The sequence below is a fragment of the Pedobacter ghigonis genome, assembly GCF_903166585.1.
In the GTDB taxonomy this organism is placed as follows: domain Bacteria; phylum Bacteroidota; class Bacteroidia; order Sphingobacteriales; family Sphingobacteriaceae; genus Pedobacter; species Pedobacter ghigonis.
Genome location: NZ_CAESCM010000003.1, coordinates 370,093 through 391,454, shown reverse-complemented (window position 1 = coordinate 391,454; position 21,362 = coordinate 370,093). Strand labels below are relative to the sequence as shown.

Annotated in this window: 20 protein-coding genes; 18 read left to right on the top strand and 2 right to left on the bottom strand. The window is 35.4% G+C overall.

All coding sequences use genetic code 11. The features are described 5' to 3' along the window. Positions 1 to 112: 112 nt before the first annotated feature. From HWV58_RS07145 to HWV58_RS07125, 5 genes are read left to right on the top strand one after another with little or no spacing between them, the layout of a single operon-like run. The gene (locus HWV58_RS07145; RefSeq protein ID WP_175633427.1) at positions 113 to 670 is read left to right on the top strand and encodes a UpxY family transcription antiterminator; all 558 of its coding nucleotides are present in this window, start codon (positions 113 to 115) and stop codon (positions 668 to 670) included. Further along, on the top strand, positions 655 to 1,953 hold the full coding sequence (locus tag HWV58_RS07140; RefSeq protein ID WP_175633426.1) for a nucleotide sugar dehydrogenase: 1,299 nt from the start codon (positions 655 to 657) through the stop codon (positions 1,951 to 1,953). The genes HWV58_RS07145 and HWV58_RS07140 overlap by 16 nt, the downstream gene beginning before the upstream one ends. 6 nt (positions 1,954 to 1,959) lie before the next feature. Then, on the top strand, positions 1,960 to 3,402 hold the full coding sequence (locus HWV58_RS07135) for a lipopolysaccharide biosynthesis protein (RefSeq protein ID WP_175633425.1): 1,443 nt from the start codon (positions 1,960 to 1,962) through the stop codon (positions 3,400 to 3,402). Then, positions 3,399 to 4,586 carry a DegT/DnrJ/EryC1/StrS family aminotransferase gene (locus tag HWV58_RS07130; RefSeq protein ID WP_175633424.1) on the top strand — a complete coding sequence of 396 codons (1,188 nt, stop codon included), beginning with the start codon at positions 3,399 to 3,401 and terminating at the stop codon, positions 4,584 to 4,586. Before HWV58_RS07135 ends, HWV58_RS07130 begins: the two co-directional genes overlap by 4 nt. Positions 4,587 to 4,591: 5 nt before the next feature. After that, positions 4,592 to 5,455: a glycosyltransferase family 2 protein gene (locus HWV58_RS07125; protein WP_175633423.1), complete on the top strand. Its 864-nt coding sequence runs from the start codon at positions 4,592 to 4,594 to the stop codon at positions 5,453 to 5,455. A gap of 15 nt (positions 5,456 to 5,470) precedes the next feature. Here HWV58_RS07125 and HWV58_RS07120 read toward each other — a convergent pair whose 3' ends face one another. Next, positions 5,471 to 5,635: a hypothetical protein gene (locus HWV58_RS07120; RefSeq protein WP_175633422.1), complete on the bottom strand. Its 165-nt coding sequence runs from the start codon at positions 5,633 to 5,635 to the stop codon at positions 5,471 to 5,473. A gap of 127 nt (positions 5,636 to 5,762) precedes the next feature. Here HWV58_RS07120 and HWV58_RS07115 point away from each other — a divergent pair, with 127 nt between their 5' ends. The 13 genes from HWV58_RS07115 (at position 5,763) to HWV58_RS07055 (ending at position 20,664) form a co-directional block, all read left to right on the top strand. Further along, positions 5,763 to 6,704 (top strand): O-antigen ligase family protein, encoded by a 942-nt coding sequence (locus HWV58_RS07115; protein WP_175633421.1) that lies wholly within the window; start codon positions 5,763 to 5,765, stop codon positions 6,702 to 6,704. A 103-nt stretch (positions 6,705 to 6,807) separates the two neighbouring features. Further along, complete coding sequence (locus HWV58_RS07110; RefSeq protein WP_175633420.1) at positions 6,808 to 8,070, top strand: DegT/DnrJ/EryC1/StrS family aminotransferase; 1,263 nt, start codon at positions 6,808 to 6,810, stop codon at positions 8,068 to 8,070. Further along, a complete protein-coding gene (locus tag HWV58_RS07105) occupies positions 8,067 to 8,669 on the top strand; it encodes a sugar transferase (protein WP_175633419.1) in 603 nt (200 codons plus the stop codon). The genes HWV58_RS07110 and HWV58_RS07105 overlap by 4 nt, the downstream gene beginning before the upstream one ends. A 46-nt stretch (positions 8,670 to 8,715) precedes the next feature. After that, a complete protein-coding gene (locus tag HWV58_RS07100; protein ID WP_175633418.1) occupies positions 8,716 to 9,840 on the top strand; it encodes a glycosyltransferase in 1,125 nt (374 codons plus the stop codon). Positions 9,841 to 9,861: 21 nt separating this feature from the next. Beyond that, positions 9,862 to 10,836 (top strand): glycosyltransferase family 2 protein, encoded by a 975-nt coding sequence (locus HWV58_RS07095; protein WP_175633417.1) that lies wholly within the window; start codon positions 9,862 to 9,864, stop codon positions 10,834 to 10,836. 55 nt (positions 10,837 to 10,891) lie between these two features. Continuing rightward, a complete protein-coding gene (locus HWV58_RS07090) occupies positions 10,892 to 12,016 on the top strand; it encodes a glycosyltransferase (protein WP_175633416.1) in 1,125 nt (374 codons plus the stop codon). Positions 12,017 to 12,018: 2 nt separating this feature from the next. Beyond that, positions 12,019 to 13,860, top strand: a complete 1,842-nt coding sequence (gene asnB / locus HWV58_RS07085) for an asparagine synthase (glutamine-hydrolyzing) (protein ID WP_175633415.1) — start codon at positions 12,019 to 12,021, stop codon at positions 13,858 to 13,860. Between the two features lie 24 nt (positions 13,861 to 13,884). Continuing rightward, positions 13,885 to 14,604, top strand: a complete 720-nt coding sequence (locus HWV58_RS07080; protein WP_175633414.1) for a hypothetical protein — start codon at positions 13,885 to 13,887, stop codon at positions 14,602 to 14,604. A 14-nt stretch (positions 14,605 to 14,618) separates the two neighbouring features. Continuing rightward, a complete protein-coding gene (locus HWV58_RS07075) occupies positions 14,619 to 15,509 on the top strand; it encodes a glucosamine inositolphosphorylceramide transferase family protein (RefSeq protein ID WP_175633413.1) in 891 nt (296 codons plus the stop codon). Positions 15,510 to 15,528: 19 nt separating this feature from the next. After that, the gene (locus tag HWV58_RS07070) at positions 15,529 to 16,599 is read left to right on the top strand and encodes a glycosyltransferase (protein WP_175633412.1); all 1,071 of its coding nucleotides are present in this window, start codon (positions 15,529 to 15,531) and stop codon (positions 16,597 to 16,599) included. Between the two features lie 103 nt (positions 16,600 to 16,702). After that, the gene (locus HWV58_RS07065; protein ID WP_175633411.1) at positions 16,703 to 17,818 is read left to right on the top strand and encodes an NAD-dependent epimerase; all 1,116 of its coding nucleotides are present in this window, start codon (positions 16,703 to 16,705) and stop codon (positions 17,816 to 17,818) included. 188 nt (positions 17,819 to 18,006) lie between these two features. Beyond that, positions 18,007 to 19,431 carry a pectate lyase family protein gene (locus HWV58_RS07060; RefSeq protein ID WP_175633410.1) on the top strand — a complete coding sequence of 475 codons (1,425 nt, stop codon included), beginning with the start codon at positions 18,007 to 18,009 and terminating at the stop codon, positions 19,429 to 19,431. Between the two features lie 93 nt (positions 19,432 to 19,524). After that, positions 19,525 to 20,664 carry a glycosyltransferase family 4 protein gene (locus HWV58_RS07055; protein WP_175633409.1) on the top strand — a complete coding sequence of 380 codons (1,140 nt, stop codon included), beginning with the start codon at positions 19,525 to 19,527 and terminating at the stop codon, positions 20,662 to 20,664. Between the two features lie 43 nt (positions 20,665 to 20,707). Here the strand turns inward: HWV58_RS07055 and HWV58_RS07050 are convergent, their stop codons facing one another. Further along, a complete protein-coding gene (locus HWV58_RS07050) occupies positions 20,708 to 21,346 on the bottom strand; it encodes an acyltransferase (RefSeq protein WP_175633408.1) in 639 nt (212 codons plus the stop codon). Positions 21,347 to 21,362: the final 16 nt, after the last annotated feature.

The following is a 21,362-nucleotide window of genomic DNA, read 5'->3' as shown; positions in this document are numbered from 1 at the left end:
GAAGCCATATAATTTAACGATAAATATCACCAATGCTTTTATCATCTAATAAAGGCGCTACGCAGGCCGGGGAACAATCTAAGTTTAACTATTCATTAATTAAATCAACAAAATGAATCCTCAAATTCCGGGCAGAAGGCCCTTAGACAAAAAATGGCTTGTGATTTATGTTAGGCCGCGCTGGGAAAAAAAAACTGATCAATTGTTGCAAGAACAAGGCATAGAGAGTTTTTGCCCTGTAACAACGGTACAAAACCAGTGGGCTGACAGAAAAAAAATGGTGTCTACACCTTTATTTAATGGTTATGTTTTTGTTCGGATAGACGACAGAGAACTCACCAAAGTACGCTACACAATGGGGGTGATGAATTATGTCTATTTCATGGGGAAACCAGCGGTGATTAGAGACACAGAGATTGAGCAACTAAAAGAAGTAGTAAAAAATTATAACGATGTACGGGTTGTTAGCTTGGATGGTCTTTCTGCAGGCGATAGAGTAAGAATTAAAAGCGGTCTGTTTCATAACCTTGAAGGTAATATAATAAAAGTGCAGGGCCAGAATGTGCTCATGTGCTTCGACCACCTTGAGTGCGCATTGATCACCCAGATCCCAGTTAACCAAATTGTAAAAACCAATATTCAATCTACACAATTATGCAACAGACACTAGAACCTATAAAAATGGCTGTGATAGGGCTGGGATATGTTGGCCTGCCACTAGCAGTAGAATTTGCGAAACAAAATAAAGTTGTTGGCTTTGATATACTTGAACGCCGGATTAATGAGCTCAACGCGGGTAATGATTCCACTTTAGAGATAGACGAATCAACGCTTAATAAAGTACTGAGCTTTAGTTGTAGTACACCAAAAGGGCTGTTTTGTACCAACAAAACGGATGAATTGAGCTCTTGTAAAGTGTACATAATTACAGTGCCAACGCCGGTTGACAAAAATAACCGTCCTGATTTAACACCGCTAATTAAAGCAAGCCTGCTTGTAGGTAGCGTTCTTAAAAAAGGCGATATCGTGGTTTACGAATCAACCGTATACCCGGGTGCAACAGAAGAAGATTGTGTACCGGTTCTGGCCAAAGAATCAGGACTAGTGTTCAATGAAGATTTTTTTGTAGGCTATTCTCCTGAACGTATTAATCCGGGAGATAAACAACATACTGTTGCCAACATTAGAAAAGTAACCTCGGGTTCTACTCCCGAAGCGGCCACAAAAATAGATGAACTGTATAAATCAATTATAAATGCAGGAACCTACAAGGCATCTTCCATTAAAGTTGCAGAGGCTGCCAAAGTAATTGAAAATGCCCAACGCGACATTAATATTGCTTTTGTAAACGAACTGGCCATGATTTTTAACGAGTTAGGCATAGATACGTCCGAGGTACTTGCAGCTGCCGGAACGAAATGGAATTTCATGAATTTTAAACCAGGTTTAGTTGGAGGTCACTGTATTGGTGTAGATCCATATTACCTGGCTCAAAAGGCTCAGGAAATTGGTTATCACCCCGAAATTATACTTGCCGGCCGTCGCGTTAACGATGGTATGGGCGCTTATGTAGCGGCACAGTTGATCAAAAAAATGGTTTATAATGGCAAGTGTATCATTGGATCTGAAGTGTTGATTTTAGGATTCACCTTTAAAGAAAACTGCCCTGATATACGCAATACCAAAGTAATAGACATTGTTAGAAAACTACAGGAATATAAAGTTAAGGTAACTATTCATGATCCCTGGGCAGATGCTGAACAAGCCAGAACTCATTATGGTGTTGTTTGTGAAGACCGGGAATCGATAAATCGTCAATACGATGGTGTTTTACTAGCAGTAGCCCATCAGGAATTTAATGATTTAGATCTTAAAAGTTTATGTAAAACTGATGCGGTAGTTTATGATATAAAATCGCATTTGCCCATTGAATTTGTGAATGCTCGCTTATAAAAGATCATGAGCTTAAAAGAAAAAACGCTTTCGGGTATTATATGGTCAGTTGGTCAGCAATTTGGCACAAAGCTTATAAGTTTTTTAATAACAATTGTACTTGCAAGGTTATTGGTGCCAGCAGAATTTGGCTTGATAGCCATGCTTTCTGTACTGGTAGCATTAGGCAATAGTTTAACAGATAGCGGCTTAAGTTCGTCGTTAATTAGAACTGCTGATGCCAGCCAGCAGGAATTCAGTACAGTTTTTTTTTTTAACCTCATAGGCAGCTGTGTTATTTATCTAATACTATTTTTTGCAGCTCCGGCAATAGCCTCATTTTACGATCATCTTATACTCATCAAAATAGTAAGGGTGTATGGATTGACGCTAATTATTAACGGTTTTTTTTGTATCCAAAGTGCATGTCTGGTTAAAAACATGGATTTTAAAACACAAACCAACATACAACTTCCTGCATCAATTGGCGGAGGGATAGTGGGGATTGTTTTAGCAAAAATGGGCTACGGGGTTTGGAGCCTGGTATGGATGAATTTAATGACTTCGCTTTTATCCACCGTATTGCATTGGATTTATTCAGACTGGCGACCAACATTTGTGTTTGATTACAGTAGTTTTAAAAAACACTTTCATTTTGGATACAAGATGACCCTTTCGGGCTTGTTGAATACAGTTTACCAAAATATTTACACCTTAATTATTGGGAAATATTATTCTGCTACACAACTTGGTTTTTATTCGCGGGCAGATTCAATGAGTCAATTGCCTATTGGCATTATATCATCAACCGTTAATACCGTTACTTATCCAATGTTTTCAAAGATTGCGGATGATGACCATAAACTTAAGGCAGTAAATAAAAGGCTTATACAGCAACTTATTTTTTGGATTGCTCCGATTTTGATTCTGCTATGCATAATTGCTGAACCTCTTTTTCGTCTTGTTTTAACCGAAAAATGGTTGCCTGCAGTTCCATATTTTCAAATCTTATGCATATCAGGTATTATTTATCCTATACAATCTTTTAATCTAAATATTTTAAAGGTAAAAGGACGTAGTGATTCTCTTTTACGTTTAGAGTTTATCAAAAAATCGCTTAGTGTTCTCGGTATTTTCGGTGTGCTGTCTTTTGGTATATATGGCCTGCTTTATTTTCAATTATTTTTCAATTTTTTCAGCTACTACCTCAATACGATTTACAGTGGAAAGCTAATCAATTACCATTTTAAAGAACAGGTTCTTGATTTTTTACCAACCATTTTACTTTCAATAATCGTTGGTGCCTTTAGCTATGCTCTTGATGTGTTTTTAACAAAACATTTCATCTTAATAACCGCACTCGAAATATTAATCATAAGTGGTTTTTATTTCACAGTCTATCTGGGAGTGAGCTATTTAATAAAAATGAATGCGATAACAGATTTCACAAACTTAATTTTCAAAAGATGATACCAGTAACTAAACCTTTTCTCCCTAAACAAGAGAATTTCCTTAGCTATGTGAATAGCATTTGGGATAGAGAATGGCTAACCAACAATGGTCCGCTAGTTAATGATCTAGAGTTGAAATTGAAAGATTACCTCGGTTTAGATCATTTATTGTACCTGTCTAATGGTACAATAGCTTTGCAAATTGCAATTAAGGCACTTGAGTTAGAGGGTGAAATTATTACAACACCATTTTCTTTTGTAGCTACAACAAATACCATTATTTGGCAGGGGTGTACACCGGTATACGTAGATATTGATTCGGAAACTTTTAATATTGATCCTAAGCAGATAGAAGCAGCAATAACGCCGAGAACTACAGCCATACTGGCAACACATGTGTATGGAAATCCATGCGATATAGATGCAATTCAGGCTATTGCAGATAAGTATTCTTTAAAAGTTATTTATGATGCAGCACATTGTTTTGGTACAAAATATAAAAACAAATCTGTTTTTGAATATGGCGACATCAGCATAACCAGTTTTCATGCAACCAAGCTCTTCCATACCATAGAGGGCGGTGCAGTCTTTACCAAAGACGCTGATCTTTTGAAGAAAATGGCAGCAATCAGAAATTTTGGTATTAGCGGCATCGATTCCTACTCTTGTGCAGGAATAAACGGCAAAAACAGCGAAGTTCATGCTGCTATGGGCTTATGCAATTTGGAATGTGTAGACGAAATATTAGAAAGAAGGAAGGCATTATCATTACATTACTTAAGTCGCTTAACTAATTTGCAATGTAGCTTTCAAAAAATTAATAATGAAAGCACCTATAACTTTGCGTATTTGCCTATCATTTTCGATAGTGAGGAATTAATGCATGCCTGCCTTGAAAAACTGGAGTTGAATAAGATCTATTGTCGCAGATACTTTTACCCTTCATTGTCAGGACTGCCTTATGTAAATAACGTAGCCATGCCCGTGTGCGACTCGGTGGTAAAAAGAGTGGTCTGCTTACCACTCTATCACAAGCTCACCAATTCAGACATAGATTTTATCTGCAGAACCATGTTAAGGACACAAAACTACTTCAAAGTACCTAAACTGGTGCCTGAAAGAAATGAGCAGACCGTTGAAAATTATGGGATGTTAATTACCAGGCAATTAGAGCAATCAATCAACGGCACAAGACCTAACTAATTATAATGGAAAGTTTAAATAACGAAATAACAGTAAGTGTTTGTTGTATAACTTATAACCAGGAAAAATACATAGCACAGGCTATTGAGGGATTCTTGCTGCAAAAAACCGATTTTAAAATTGAAATTTTAATAGGAGAGGATTATTCTACAGATAATACCAGACAAATTATCCAAAACTATCAAAGCAAGCATCCTGATTTAATCAAAATATTATCGGGCGAAAAAAATGCTGGTGGAGTAAAAAACCTGCTCAATGTGTTGAAAAATGCTACAGGTAAATATTTAGCTTTTTGCGATGGCGATGACTATTGGACAGATGCTGATAAACTTCAAAAACAGGTTGATTTTTTAAAAGATAATCAAGATTTCGTTGCCTGCAGTCATTACTCCAGAGTAATAGATGATAAGGATGAAACCTGTTACGTGGCAAAGAATATTGTTCCATTAGAATATACATTCGATGATTTTTTGATTGGAAAAAAAGAAGAAACGCGTACTTCCTCGTTAGTGTTCCGGGCAACAGATGAATTTAAAAATTTTGGGGCTAGTCAGTCGGTTGATAAAGTAATCGCAATAGACAATTTTTTAAAGCTTTATATCACCTCCACCAGTGGCCTCAAACTTTACGTATGGCCCAAAATAATGAGTTGTTATAGAATCCATCCCGGTGGGATCTGGAGTATGATCGATCCGAAGATCAGAAAACGAAAAATGATAAACGATTTTAATATACTTATTGATAGTTTCAAATACTCATCATACCAAAAAAAAGGGTTACTAAAAATCTACTTAAGGAAGTATTTCTTATTTCAGATTAGAGATTTCAAAATTAAGAACGCTTACAATACCATCAGTCAACTACTTTAATTGTTTTTCAAAATTTTAGCTTACTACAATGATTCCGAAAGCGGCAATTTTACTGTTGATGTTTTTGTATTTATATACTTTAACATTCAATATATTTATGATAAAACTACTGCCAAACCCACTTTTGTTTGGCTTGCCGCTGCTTTTTTTAACGGCAAAACCCTTAGAAGAGGTATTCATTTATAAAACAGAGGTAATTGTACTTTTTGTAGCTGCCTTTTTTTTATATGTTCTAGGCTATCAGGATGTTAAGTACTTTTCAGTTGTAATCGTTGTTGTAATGGTTTGCGCGCTGTACTTTAACTACGTGGTTGCTTCAGATTATCATCGCTTTAAACAATCGATTATAATTTTCTACGCTTTACTCGCTTTTTCATCTCTGGTGATGGTACTTAACCATTACATGCCTTCACGGGGAGATAGCTTGCGCAGTTTGTTAAAAGGTGGCGAATTTATAGTTCAGTCGCCATCGGGTATTTCAACAAATATCTTTTCATTTGGATACCAGATCGCTGCATTATGTAGTTTTGCAATTGTTGCCGTAACTGTTTACAAACAAAAGATAGCTGTAGGATTGTTGGCACTGGGACTGAGCGCGTATATTATTTTATACGGTATGAATCGATCAGCGGTAGTTGCCGTTGGTGCCTCAGTTATCCTTTTTTGGCTTTTATATTTTAAACATAAAGTTGTTTTTATCTTCGGGTTTCTTGCAATTGTTGCCTTTAGTTTTAGAACTACCATAGATGATCTTTCCTCCGGAAGAAAAGAAAATATTCTTTCAAAAAACGAAAGGTCATCAGATGGCGATAGAGGTGATTTAATGGGCGAAAACATTAAAATACTTGTCGCTAACCCTTACGGTTTAATCTTTGCAGATAAAACCTGGGAGGATGTTGCCGGGCGTAATCCGGTTTTCAGAATAGGCCAAAGCGGTTTGGTTACTTCTCACAACTCTTATTTAATGTTCATAACCTATTTAGGTCTGGTTTTAGGAGGAGGACTACTCTTCGTTATCTACCGAAAGATTATTAAAATTACATGGATTGCGCTATCGCACCTGAAGGATAAAGATTACGCGCTTTTAGTTTGCCTTTGCCTTTCATTTTTGGCTATCTCCATCAATGCTCTATTTCATAACGAATGGCTTTTAGGTAGTGGATGTGGGCCTACCTTGTTTTTATACTTTAGTGTATTGCACTTATACAATCTCAAATCAAAGAAACAAGATACGCTAAAAGTATCCTGATTCCCCTTTCAGTTTCCCGTTTTATTACCCTGTCGTCCCAAAGTAATTGTTGATTAATTTTTCCTGTCATCAACATTTTAAACCAAAAAACTATATAAGCGCTATGAATATTCCATTTTCACCACCGTATATCGATCAATCAGTTATCGATCAAGTATTGGATACACTTAATAACAAATGGATCACGACTGGCCCCAAAGTGAGGGACTTTGAACAAGAAATTTTAACACTGACAGGATGTGATGCCGCAATTTGTGTAAACTCATGGACATCGGGAGCCATGTTGATGTTAAAGTGGTTCGGTGTAGGTCCCGGCGACGAAGTAATTGTGCCTGCTTATACCTATTGTGCAACTGCTTTAAGTGTGTTGCATTGTGGTGCCAGGCCTGTAATGGTCGATGTTATGGATGATTTTAACATGGATCCTGAGCAGGTTAGGAAAGCAATTACATCTAAAACAAAGGCCGTAATTGCGGTAGATTTTGCCGGTTGGCCTTGTAATTACAATTCCTTAAAAGCTATTATTAAATCGCCCTCAGTTACCAAAAAATTTGTCCCAAATAGCGAGAATCAAAACAAGCTAGGCAGAATTTTATTAATTTCTGATGCGGCCCATTCTATTGGTAGCAGATACGATGGTCAACAAGCAGCTAAAAAAAGCGATGTTACTATATTTTCGTTTCATGCAGTAAAAAATATAACCACGGCAGAAGGCGGTTGCATTTGTTTAAACCTGCCAAAACAGTTTATACCTCAACAAGAGTATAGTTATCTGAAAATGTTTACGCTAAACGGGCAAAACAAAGATGCATTAGCGAAATCAAAAGGCGGAGGATGGCGTTACGATGTTGCTTTTCCGGGAATGAAAATAAACATGCCTGATATTTGCGCTGCTATTGGCCTGGCACAAATCAGAAAATACTGGCAAACCATTTTGCCAGCCAGGAAAACGATCGCTGAACTTTATGTACAAGGATTAAAAGGTCAACCCTGGTTCATTGCTCCACCTTTAATTGACGAAAGCCGGGAATCTTGTTATCACTTGTTTCCTGTTCGTGTTAAAGGATTAACAGAAGAGCAAAGGGATAAAATAATAGATGATATGGCTTTGCTAGGCATAGCGATAAATGTGCATTTCATCCCCATGCCAATGCTCACTGTGTTTAAAAATTTAGGTTACGATATAAAAAATTATCCTGTTGCATATCGTAACTACGCAACAGAAATATCCCTTCCAATCTATCCTCAGTTAACTGCAGAAGAAATTAATTTTATCATCACCTCGCTAATTAGCGTTGTAAATATTCAATTTATTTCAAGGGATAATGCACTTCAATCTGAAATTTTAACCACTGTAGCGGTATGAAAATCGACGCAAAAAGAATTATGGATATAATTGGATCAGGACTGGGCTTAATCATATTGTTGCCCTTGCTTATCTTGATCATGATATTAGTGGCTTTGGATAGCAAGGGGCCTATATTTTTTCAGCAAAGTAGGGTGGGAAGGAATATGCGGGATTTTAAATTGTTGAAATTCAGGACTATGTACTACAGCACAAAAACGGGCAGCCTTTTAACTATTGGCAACAATGATAGCAGAATTACGAAAGTAGGGCATTGGCTTAGAAAGTATAAACTAGATGAACTACCGCAGTTAGTTAATGTTTTAAGCGGTGAGATGAGCTTAGTAGGCCCACGTCCGGAAGTAAGAAAATATGTAGATATGTATACCGATAACCAACGTTTTGTGTTGTCGGTAAAACCAGGCATAACAGACTGGGCATCAGTTGAATTTTTTAATGAAAATGAGCTTCTTGCAAACGCTGAAGATCCTGAGAATTATTATGTTCAACGAATTATCCCAATAAAAATCAAGCATAATCTGAGGTACATTACCAATCATGATGTATCAATTGACCTCAAAATTATTTTCCTCACTCTAAGACGAATGATTTCGAATTAAAACATAGTATAATATCTATATATCAGTTAACCACCTCATTTGTTTTATGAAAAATAGTTTGTTATTGTTAATGACACCTAATATAAGTTTGGAGATCTGGAACAATCAGGGACAACTATCTCGCGAACTTGATTATTATGAAAGATTATGTTTGAAGTTAAACCTTAAATTGATTATTTACAGCTACGGACGTAATGATAAACAGTATGTAGCAAAATATGATGGGTTTAAGGTATTGGAAATGCCATCCTGGATACCTAAAAACATTCCTTTTACCTGTCAGAATTTGATTTACAATCTAATCTCTTTAATTATTTATCGGAGTGATTTTAAGAAAGTCATCTTATCTAAAACTAACCAGTTTCCAGCTTCATGGATGGGTTTATGGTTGAAGTTCTTTTTTAATATTCCATTAATTATAAGAATGGGTTATTATATAGCTCATTTTAAAGAACTTCCGTGGCTGACTAAGATTAAGGAACGGATTGCTTTTCATTTATGCAATCTTATTTTAACTACCTCATCCGAAGCTTGCAGTTATATTATTAATAACTACAATATCACACCTAAAAAGATATTGTGTATGAGTAATAACATAAACCTGGGCGTTTTTAAACCCATGCCATTGCCCAAAACTTACGATTTAATATTTGTAGGCCGATTGGACAAAGTAAAAAACATCGAAGCTATTGTGCAGATTGTAAAAAAATCTAATCTAAAAACACTCATAATAGGCAATGGTGCTTTAAGGAATTATGTTGAAGAGGCTACAAACGGTGGTAAATCAATCGACTGGAAAGAAAGAGTAGAAAACATCGATTTGCCCAGGTATTACAATCAGGCAAAATGTGCAATCATATTATCGGTATTTGAAGGAAATCCAAAAGCTTTGCTAGAAGCAATGTCTTGTGGTATTCCCAGCATTGGGGCGAATGCACCAGGCATTAGAGAATGTATCACTCATAATATAAATGGTTTAATGGTCGAGGCGCCAAATCAAGAAAATCTGGATACGATTGGGCATGAAATCAGCAACTTATTACAAGATGATGCGAAGATAGAAATGCTTGGAAAAAATGCCTTAAAATGGTCTAAAGCAAATTTCGATATCGCTAAAAACATCATTACTGAGGTGAATTTTTATAGTCGGTTTTTAAGTGCAAACATTTAATGATCGTAAATCAATCAAATTATGGAAGTTACTGTTTTAATGTCGGTTTATAATTCTGATCAATACCTCGATCAGGCGATTAACTCAATTTTGGCGCAAACGTATAAAGATTTTGAATTTATAATTATTGATGATGGCTCAACAGATCAATCTATAGAGATCTGTAAGAGATTTGCAAAGACTGATAGCAGAATCAGATTTATAGAGAATGGAAAAAACCTGGGACTACCTAAGTCTTTAAACAAAGGCATATTGCTGGCAAAAGGTAAATACATTGCCCGGCAAGATGCTGATGACTATTCTGCTCCAAACAGATTAGAGCTACAATTAAATTTTGCAAAAGAAAATGATTGGGTAGATGTTATTGGCTCTGATTGCTATGTAATTGATTTGCTCGGCAATGTTGTATATCAGGATGTCAGTTTTTCGGCGTGCAGAGATCATAAAGAAAGTTTATTAAAGCATCGGGCACTCTTTCCTCACGGAAGTGCTTTTGTTAAAAAAGAGAAATTGCTGGAGGTGGGATTATACGATATCAGGTTTTATTACGTGCAGGATGGAGAATTATGGCTTCGGATGATCAGTAAAAATGCTAAGATACATGTAGTAAAAGAGTTGTTGTATTATTACAGGGTTGGACCAAATGGTTCTATAAAGCGAAACAATGCTAAACTCATGTTTAATAAAATACTAAGAATGAATTATGCTGAAAATATGAGTATCGAGCTGGTTGATAAAGAATTAGAACATGTTAAAGCATACTTAACCAATTCAAAGACCACCACAAAACCACACTTTATGGCAGATTACTGGAGAAGTCTCGGTAACGCTTCCTATTTACTTAGTTCTGATAAAAAATTACCTTATGCCTATATCAACAAAGCAATAAGGGAGACCAATTCATTAGCAAGTTATCCGAAATATATGCTCTTAAAAGCCATATACATGTTGCCATCCAGTCTTGTGAAAATGTGTCTTAAAATTAAGGAAGCTTAAAGTTTAAGGCCAGTACTTAAGATAAGGTGTTAACCTTCAGACTCTCTCTATCATCATGAATAAAATTAAAATTGTACATATTATTGCCTCATTAGGAAAGGGTGGCGCCGAGCGTTTTGTTGTTGATTTATGTAATGAACTGGCTAAAAACGATCAAAATGAGGTTCATTTATTATCACTTGCCGAAAACGAAGATTCCAACTCATTTATAAACGATGTAAGTGACCGGGTTCATTATTATTCATTTAACAAAAAACCAGGCTTTAGTTTTCAGGTTATTTTGAAACTTACGAGGTGGTTAAATGCAGTTAAGCCCGATATAGTGAGTACGCACACCAATTCGTTTGAATATGCGATACCGTATCGAATACTTAATCATGTTACTAAGTTCTTTCATACCATCCATTCAACAGCAAATACAGAGTGTACAAATAGCACAGTAAAAAATATTAGAAAGCTTTTATATAAAAATAACTGGGTTGTACCAGTTACCATTTCCAAAAATGGAAGTCAAACTTTTAAAGATTATTACCAGCTCAATAACGACATCATCATAGAGAACGGACGCAACAGCTTAAAAACTACAGGTAACTACAATGCTCTCGTCTCCGAATACAAGTCACAGTCAAGTGCTTTTCTTTTGGTTCATGTTGGTAGAATTTCAAGTGAAAAAAATCAACAGCTATTAATCGAATCGGTTCAATACTTTAATCAAACAGAAAAACAAAAATGTAAACTATTGATCATTGGTGAAGTACAAAATGAAGCACTATATGATATTCTGCAAAAAAAGGTTGATAACGATAAATTCATAGCCTTTTTAGGTGCAAAAGATAATATTGGAGATTATTTGAGCGTAGCTGATGCCTTTTGCTTATCGAGTGATTTCGAAGGTATGCCAATCTCATTGATTGAAGCTTTATCTGTTGGCTGCACCTCGGTTTGTACTCCGGTTGGAGGCATTAAAAACATGATTGAACATGGAGTTAACGGATTTTTGAGTGTAGACAATACGGTTAAATCTTATTATGAAGCATTGAAAACATCGATGTTTTTTAAAAATAAAGAATCGATCAAAGAAAATAGCCTAAACGATTTTAAATCAAAATACCATATCAGCATTTCGGCAACAAAATATGCTGCTGCCTATTATAATAAACTAGAACTTATAAAACATTAGTTATGTGTGGAATTTATGGGTCAACATTCAGGTATCCGGATGAGGTAATTGCTCAAAAGCTGGATCGGGTAAGTTTCCGCGGACCAGATTTTTCTGCCTTCAGACATTATGATGGTATTACTTTAGGTCACAACAGGTTATCTATTATAGATCTTGATCCCCGATCAAATCAGCCTTTCACCTATCAGCATCTGAGAATTGTTTTTAACGGCGAAATTTTTAACTACAAAGATATTAAACAAGTACTTGCTGGAAAGAATTATGAATTTAATACAACCTCAGATACTGAAGTAATTTGCGCAGCATACCTGGCTTATGGAGCTGATTGTGTTAAGCATTTCAATGGCATGTTTGCTTTTGTTATCTACAATTCAATTACCAAAGAGTTATTTGGTGCCAGAGACCGTCTTGGGAAAAAGCCTTTTTACTATTCCCATTCGGGTCAGTCTTTTGAATTTGCCAGCCAGGTAAGTCAAATAAATATCGGCCGAGATCTATCAACAGACGAAACAGCGATACACGATTTTTTGATGTGGAGTTATGTTCCCGAGCCCAAATCAATTTATAACGAGGTTAAAAAACTTGAAGCAGGTTGCAGTTTTAAATTCGATATGTATAGCGGAAATTTAGCAATTTCAAGATATTGGGACCTGGATTATTCGGCAGGTAATAGTTTTACCGGTACTTATGAAGATGCGAAACATCAATTGTCTGATTTATTAAATGATGCCGTAAAAATAAGATTGTTTGCTGATGTACCGTTAGGGGTGTTTTTATCTGGCGGTATAGATTCATCGTTGATTGCTGCATTAGCTGTAAAACATGTAGATAGGGTTAAAACATTTTCTATAAAGTTTAACGAATCAGGCTTTGACGAAAGTCGCTATGCCGAAAAAGTAGCCCGACATTTAGGCACAGATCATCACACTATATCCTGTAACTACAACGAAGGGATAGATTTGATAGAAAATATATCAAGGTATTATGATGAGCCTTTTGCTGATTCGAGCGCAATTCCCTCTTTGGTATTGTGTAAATACACGAAAAATCATGTTACGGTAGCTTTAAGCGGTGATGCCGGCGATGAAGGTTTCTTAGGATATCATCGCTATAGATGGATAAATGATGTGAATTTTTTGTTTAACCTTCCGGTAGGGATGCGCAAAGCGATTGCATCACTGGTTCATCTATCACCAAAATATCGACACAAACTGATTGCGATGGGTATTTCCATCGATAAAATTGAGAATTTATATACAAATATGCTGGGTACTTTAGAGAACTCATGGTTATTAGAAAAGAATTTGAAATTAGACGAAGGCATGATGCGGATTTTAAATAACCCAAATAAACCTTTGTTAGAGCGAGTTTCTGATTTTGATATTAAAACATATTTAAATGGTGATATAAATACCAAAGTCGATCGGTCCTCCATGGCTTTTTCACTGGAGTCGCGTTCTCCGTTAATGGATTATCGCATAATCGAATTTTCACGCACATTACCCACTAGCTTTAAGTACAATAATGGCATTCAGAAGCGGATTTTGAAAGACTTATTGTATCAGCATGTGCCGAAACACTTTTTTGACAGACCAAAAGCAGGGTTCACCATGCCATTGGCTACCTGGTTTAGAAGCGAATTAAAGGATTACCTGATGGACAATCTTTCCGAAAACGATCTCAAAAATATTCCGGGTATTAATGTACCGAAAACACAAGAAATAATTAGAGAACATTTAACCGGAAAATGGAATCGATCAGCACAAATCTGGAAATTATTGGTGCTTTCACAATGGTTAAAAGGTCAAAAAAATAGCGTGAAAAATCAGTTAGCGTTAGCCTGATCACTATACTAATCTTGAAAATATATGCTAAGTATTAAATTAAAGGTCTTACCCTTTTTAAGCCGTAAAGTAATCTGGTACAGTGACAAACCTACGCCCTGGAACTGTTTAACTACAATTTACAAACAAAGCCACTATCACAAACCTTTATTTGGATTTAAAAAGGAGTTATTTCATACCAAAATTATCGATCTGACTGAGAATATCTCTGATATCCAAAATGCTTTTGATAAGAATACCAATTACGAAATTAGAAGAGCATTAAAGGATGGCGTTACAACATCAGTTGGTGAAGATATCGAGGCATTCCTTCTTTTCTACAATAAGTTTTCCGAAACTAAAAAGCTTCCCAAATTAAAATACCAAAATTTAAAGAGCTACAACTCCAACTTGCTGATTACTAAAGCTACTTATGATAATGTTGATATTGTAATGCATAGTTATGTTATCGATAAGCATTCGAAGAGAGCCCGATTGCTGCATTCATCATCGTTATTTAGAAATGAAGATGGCACCAATATTCGGGCAATAATCGGTAGAGCAAATAGATTGCTCCATTTTGCAGATATACAATATTTTAAGGAAGTGGGGTTTGTAACATATGATTTAGGGGGTTATGCCACTGATATACAAGATCAGGCCCTGGCTAATATCAACCAATTTAAAAGCAGTTTTGGAGGACAGTTAAAAAAGGAGAATGATTACATACCTTATTTAATGGTTTTGTTATCTAAATTATTATAAATCGAAGTACGCTCATGTTTGTTAGTATATATAATTTATTTATAAAGTGTTTCGCTATAGACAAATGGAATATTGGTGTTGTCGATCAATCCATAGAAGAGCTGGTGGCGAACAAAAAACTTTCCTCAGTAAATTGGCTAAAAGAAGATAATGTGGATTACGCTGCCGATCCTTTTATTATAAAGGATAAAAATAATATCAAAATTTATTATGAAGAACTAAATTTTTGGCAGGGGAAAGGGAAAATCATGATGATGGAGAATTTTGATTTTAAAACAAAGAAAAATATTAGCGGAATTACACCTTCCCAGATTCATTTGTCATATCCATATCTCTTACAAAATGACGAAGATTTATTTTGTATCCCAGAAACTTCTGAATCATTGGAAATAGGACTATACAAGGTTGATAAAAATAATCCCACAAAGCTAAAAAAACAAAAAGTCCTTGTTGAGGGTAAACAGTTTGTCGATTCTTCAATTATTTTTTACTCAGGTAAATATTGGCTGTTTACTAGTGTGTCAGGAATAAATAATCAGTTATTCATTTATTATTCCAACCATATCGATGGGGATTACCTTCCACATGAATTAAACCCCATACTTGTTGAAAACAAGGCTTGCAGAGGTGCTGGTAATTTGTTTTGTGTGGGAGGCATCATGTATCGGCCAACGCAAAATTCATCAACCTGTTATGGAGGTTCTATACAAATGAACAAGGTAATAAGTTTAACCGAAAGCCAGTATCAAACTGAAACAGTTTTTGAAATTTTACCCGATGAAACATATAAAAGAGGTATACATCAAATAAGTTTTACGAAGGATAAAATTGTAGTTGATGGGAAGAGAAGAGTGTTTAATATTACTACCCCTTTTAAAAAACTGGCACGAAAAGTTAGTGTTTGATAAATTTTACAAATAGTATATGAGCACTAATCATAGGCAATTTCAGGTCATTTCTTTAACTGACGAACCAAATGGGGCAGAACAAGTGCTATTAAAAATGGCAGTTGCAATTAATGGGGAATTGACTTTCTTGAAAAGAAACAAGGGATCCCGGTTAGTTATACCTTCAAATATAGCTTCGAGGTTCTTATCTAATACCAATATTCTCATTGGCCTTTTAAAACTCGTTGTTTTAATAAGAGCATTTAAGCGGGATGAAGTAGTAATGAGTACACATCCTTACTTAAATGCTTATTTAGGCTTTTTTAAGCGGATGGGATGGTTAAGATCAAAATTGGTTGTAAGGGAGTGTACCTCAGTATTTACAAGGTTTTCCGGATTCAAAAAATATTTATATAGCTTAATCTACAAGCTAGGGTATCCTGGAGCCGATTTAATAATTTGCCAGACCGATTTAATGAAAGAGCAGCTGTTGGAGCACAATCGTTTTATCAACGAAAGAAAAACGCTTGTTCAGCCTAATCCAGTCGATCTGCCAACTTTATTTGAGCAGGCAAAAAATACTATAACACTTGAGGAAAATGAGCTGCAATTTATATGTGCCGCAGGCAGACTTATACCTGAAAAAGGCTTTGACATTCTAATTAAGGCTTTTAGCATAGTTCATCGCAATTACCCGGATCTTAAACTTTTAATTTTAGGTGAGGGAAGGGAACTCGATAAATTATTGGAGCTGGTAAAGGAACTCAATTTAACAAATTCAGTCATTTTTAAAGGACATATTGCCAATCCCATGCCATATTACAGAATAGCAAAATTGTGTGTGGTGTCCTCTATAAAGGAAGGCTTTCCTAATACACTACTGGAAATGATGGCTTTAAATAAAGCAATCGTAACCACATTTTGCGCTGGTGGAATTGATGCCATTCCAGATATTTCAAAAGTACCAATTGAAAATGTCGATGCATTAGCTAACGCAATGTTGAATACAATAGCCAATTCAAATTTAGCTCCTGGTGAAGCCGTTAGGGCTTATTTGGAGCAGAGAAGTCCCAAAATATTTGCACAATCTCTTCTTCAAGCCATATAGCTGAAGTTTAGGGTTTTGATAAATGCCAGGTTGCAAACGCAATCTGGTCCCACTTTCTATGTCAAAAATTTTTCTTTAAAAATAAACTAAATCATAATCTGTTATGAAAATTTTAATTACTGGTACCGCCGGATTCATCGGCTTTCATTTGGCTAAACGCTTGTTAGAACGAGGAGACACCGTTGTTGGTATAGACAATATCAACGATTATTATGACGTGAATCTAAAGCATGACAGATTAATCGAAACGGGAATTGATGTTAGTACTTTAAAATATGGTACGCCTCAAACAAGTGCAAAATTCCCAAATTACACTTTTGTAAAACTAGATATATGCGATAACGAAAAATTAAACGAGTGTTTTGAAACGTTTGAATTCGACGCAGTGTGTAATTTGGCTGCGCAAGCTGGCGTTCGCTATAGCATTACTAATCCTTCAGCATATATTGATACCAATATTAAAGGTTTTTTAAATGTATTGGAATGCTGCAGGAATTTTAAAATCGGCCATTTGCTTTATGCAAGCTCATCGAGTGTATATGGAATGAATAAAAAAATGCCTTTCAGCACTCATGATAGTGTAAATCATCCAATGTCGCTGTATGCCGCATCTAAAAAAAGTAACGAATTAATGGCACATGCTTATAGTTCCTTATTCGATTTACCTACAACTGGTTTGAGGTTCTTTACTGTTTACGGACCATGGGGACGCCCCGATATGGCATTGTTTATGTTTACAAAAGCCATTTTGGAGGGAAAGCCAATTGAAGTTTTTAATAATGGAGATATGAAACGCGACTTTACCTATGTTGATGATATTGTTGAAGGTATTGTGCGTGTTATTGATAATCCGGCGAAAGCAAATCCAAACTGGAACGATCAAAGTCCAGATCCTGCTAGTTCAAGCGCACCTTATGCCGTTTATAATATCGGAAGAGGTGAACCAGTAAGTTTACTGGATTTTATAAACGAAATTGAAACACACACAGGAATTAAGGCAATAAAAAACTTACTACCGATGCAAGATGGTGATGTAAGCTCAACCTCCGCAGATATCGATCCATTAAAAAATAACTTGCGTTATGAACCAGTGGTTTCTGTAAAGAAAGGGGTTTACAATTTTGTGAATTGGTTTCACAATTATTATGGAAAAAGTGTAAACACCGACTTAAAAAGTGTGAAAATTGAAACAGATTGTCATATTCATGTCATATCGTAAAAAAGTAAAACTTTATATTTTTTTTAAAAAAACGAATAATCAAAAAAACTTAACTGACTGATGATCAAAGAATAATCGTATTTTTTTTTCTTGAAAAAAATACATAAATATCTGACCTACTGCATTTTTTGAAAATATACAACTTACACGTTTAGCGTTAGAGGGGTAAATTAAAACAAAATTCAAATATGCAGTCTAAAAAAAGATTATTTAACAAAGTGATTTTACCCAGTTTATTAATAACAATAATTATTGGTTTCAGTAATTGTAAAAAAGAAGGGAGTGAATCGTTAACGCCTCTCGACAATACTGAAGCTATTAGTGATACTAATGCAATAAGTGCGGTAGGTAAAGGGATTACCGGCCTAACCAGAATTGATGTAAGCACAGGCAAAAAAGATTCAGGCTTTGCTTATAGAGTTCCAATTGATCCGAGTATAACAAGTGATTCAGGAAACCAACCTTCAGCATCAATTTTAAAAGTTTACGAAAATGGTGTTGAAATCGGACCAGCCCATTCGCTACACGATGATATTAGAAATGTAGGTAAGGGGCGTTTTAGCCATTGGACGGGGTACTTATATTTTTCAGCATCCGATAACTCGAATCCATTAACTAATGGTAGAAAATATACCTATTCTGTTACCGGAAATACATCAATCACTACACCCGATAACACCGCACCAACTAATCCTGGATCTTCGGATGCAAGCCAGTTAATTTTAGGCTATGCTACCGTAAACGGCTCAACAACAGGTGGTCAGGGAGGTTCTACGGTTACTGTAAGTTCATTATCAGCGCTTAAAAGTGCACTTGAGGGTGATAACAATCCAAAAATTGTCTACATTTCTGGTGCGATAAAAGGAGCTGGCGTTGATCCAATTTACGTAAAGTCTAACAAATCAATTATTGGTTTATCAGGAGCGTCAGTTGAAGGTGCATCATTTCAGCTTTTAGGCTCAGGAGTAAGTAATGTTATTATTCAAAATCTTAAAATGAGCAATTATATAACCTATGGTGGAGTTACCATTTCCGAAGGCGCTCACCACGTATGGATAGATCATTGTGAGTTTTCAGTGGATCGTGATCATGGATATGATTATTACAGTAAAGATGTTATCGTTGCCAGAGGATCTGATTATGTAACGATATCATGGAACAAATTTCACGATCAGGTTTTATCAGTGCTAATTAGTTCGGGTATAAATTCAAAATCTGAAGGAACTGATGTTGGCAGATTACATGTAACATTACACCACAATTTTTGGTACAATATTTCAGAGCGCGAACCAACAATGAATTACGGAAGCGTACACATGTTCAATAACTATCATTTAAATAATAATGGTTATTCGGTTGGAGCTCGTGCAGGCGGAAATGTACGTACAGACAATGATTATTTCTCAAATTGTAAAATGCCTATCTCTACAGATTTAGCGGGAGATCCTCCGGGTTACATTACAGGCGCAAATACCAATGTATATGTTAATTGTGAGGCCAATAACATCACTACTCCAGCTGGTAATTGGGCACCAAATTACGAATACAAAGCAGCATTAAATGCAGCACAAGATGTTCCTGCGATTGTGACAAAAGGAGCAGGACCAAGATAATTAAGAATAGATTTCTTAACCTAATAGTAAAGCCACCTAGCAATAGGTGGCTTTGTTCTTTAACATTTTTATTATTGGATAATATTTAATACGATGGAAAAAGTTTTAATAGCTTGCGATTCTTCCCATACCTTATTAGGTTTTAGAGGTAAATTAATAGAGGAATTGGTAAAATGTAATCAGGTTCATGTTTTTACCCCAAAAATTCTTCAGAAATCAGTTGCCGATACGCTAAAAAAGTTAAATGTAGTTGTTCATGAGAATGATCTAAAGGGAAGTAATGTTTCGGTTCTATCTGATCTTAAATATATCGCTAGCTTATATAAACTAATTAAGACAGTTAAACCGGATATATTTTTTCCTTATACTTTCAAACCGATAATATATGGAACACTAATTTCTAAATTATGTAGAGTTAAACGTATAACACCCATGTTAACCGGGCTGGGATATAATTTTACAGATTCGCAAACAAAGAAGAACCTGGTGAGTAAGATTACCAAGATGTTATTGAAGTTTAGCCTAGCAGCTAATAAAAGGGTTGATATAATTTTTCAAAACCCAGATGATTGCAAAAAACTTTTGGTTGAGAAAATCATTAATTTAAAGCATAAAGTGCATGTGGTAAATGGGTCTGGTGTAGATTTAACAGATTATGTTTATTCGGAACCAGAAACAGCGCATATAAGTTTTTTAATGATTTCCAGATTAATCAATGCAAAAGGCATTAAAGAATTTTATGAAGCTGCAAAATTGGTTAAACAAAATTTTCCAGACGCCAAATTTAAGCTCATTGGGTCGTATGATGATAATATAGATGCCATTGGAGAGGAGTTATATCAGAAAATTAAATTGGGTGATATTATTGAATATATGGGAGAAGTGAATGATGTTAAAACTTACATAAAAGAGTCCTCTGTAGTAGTTTTACCTTCATACTATGGGGAAGGAGTGCCAAGGTGTTTATTAGAAGGCATGGCAATGGGGAGGCCTATCATTACTTGCAATTCAACTGGTTGCAGAGAAACCGTAACAGATTTACCTGGTGAAAAAAACGGTTTTCTTATTCCTGTTAAAGATATCTCTGCTTTAGCTAATTCAATGAAGTATTACCTTTCCAATACAATGGATATAATTTTAAATGGTCGCAATGGAAGAGTCCTTGCCCAACAAAAGTTTGACGTAAATCTGGTAAACGCACAGATGTTAAAAATAATGCAGGTTGCATCATAAACCTTTACGTATCTTTTTTTTAATATATAGAACATTTTGAAGCTTATTTCCAGCTGATATTTTCTTTAATTATTTTAGCAGGAACTCCTGCAGCCAAACAATTTGCGGGAATATCCTTGTTTACTAAAGATCCAGCTGCAATAATAGAACCGTTCCCTATTTTAACACCTTTTAGAATAATTGCTCGCAGACCAATCCAAACATTGTCACCTATTTCAATTGGTTTACTAATATCCTTACCATCTTCACCAATTTCATGGTTGTCAGAATCTCGAATAATTACGCCCTTAGAGATGGCAACATTATTCCCTATTTTGATAGAAATGAAACATGAGATATCGACATCATTATTTGTATAACCGCTCCCTATTTCTAATACAGCATTTTTATTTACAGCTATATAGGCTCCTGTATGAAAATCAAAATCACCATGAACGGTCATTTTTCCGTTTTCTGCAATCATTAAAGTAGAAGAACTATAATTAGTACCCTCCCAGGCAGAACCTACCTGGACTCGCCTTTTGATGTCTAATTTGGCAGTTTGATGAAGGGAAACTTTTGTCCGTTTATAAACGATTAATCGAATGTTCGGAAAATAACCTAAAATTAGATTATGCCACAATGTTGAAAAAATATTATTGTACCATAATACGCTAATCATTTTTGTGATTTTATTTGCCATAAAAATCTGAGTATAA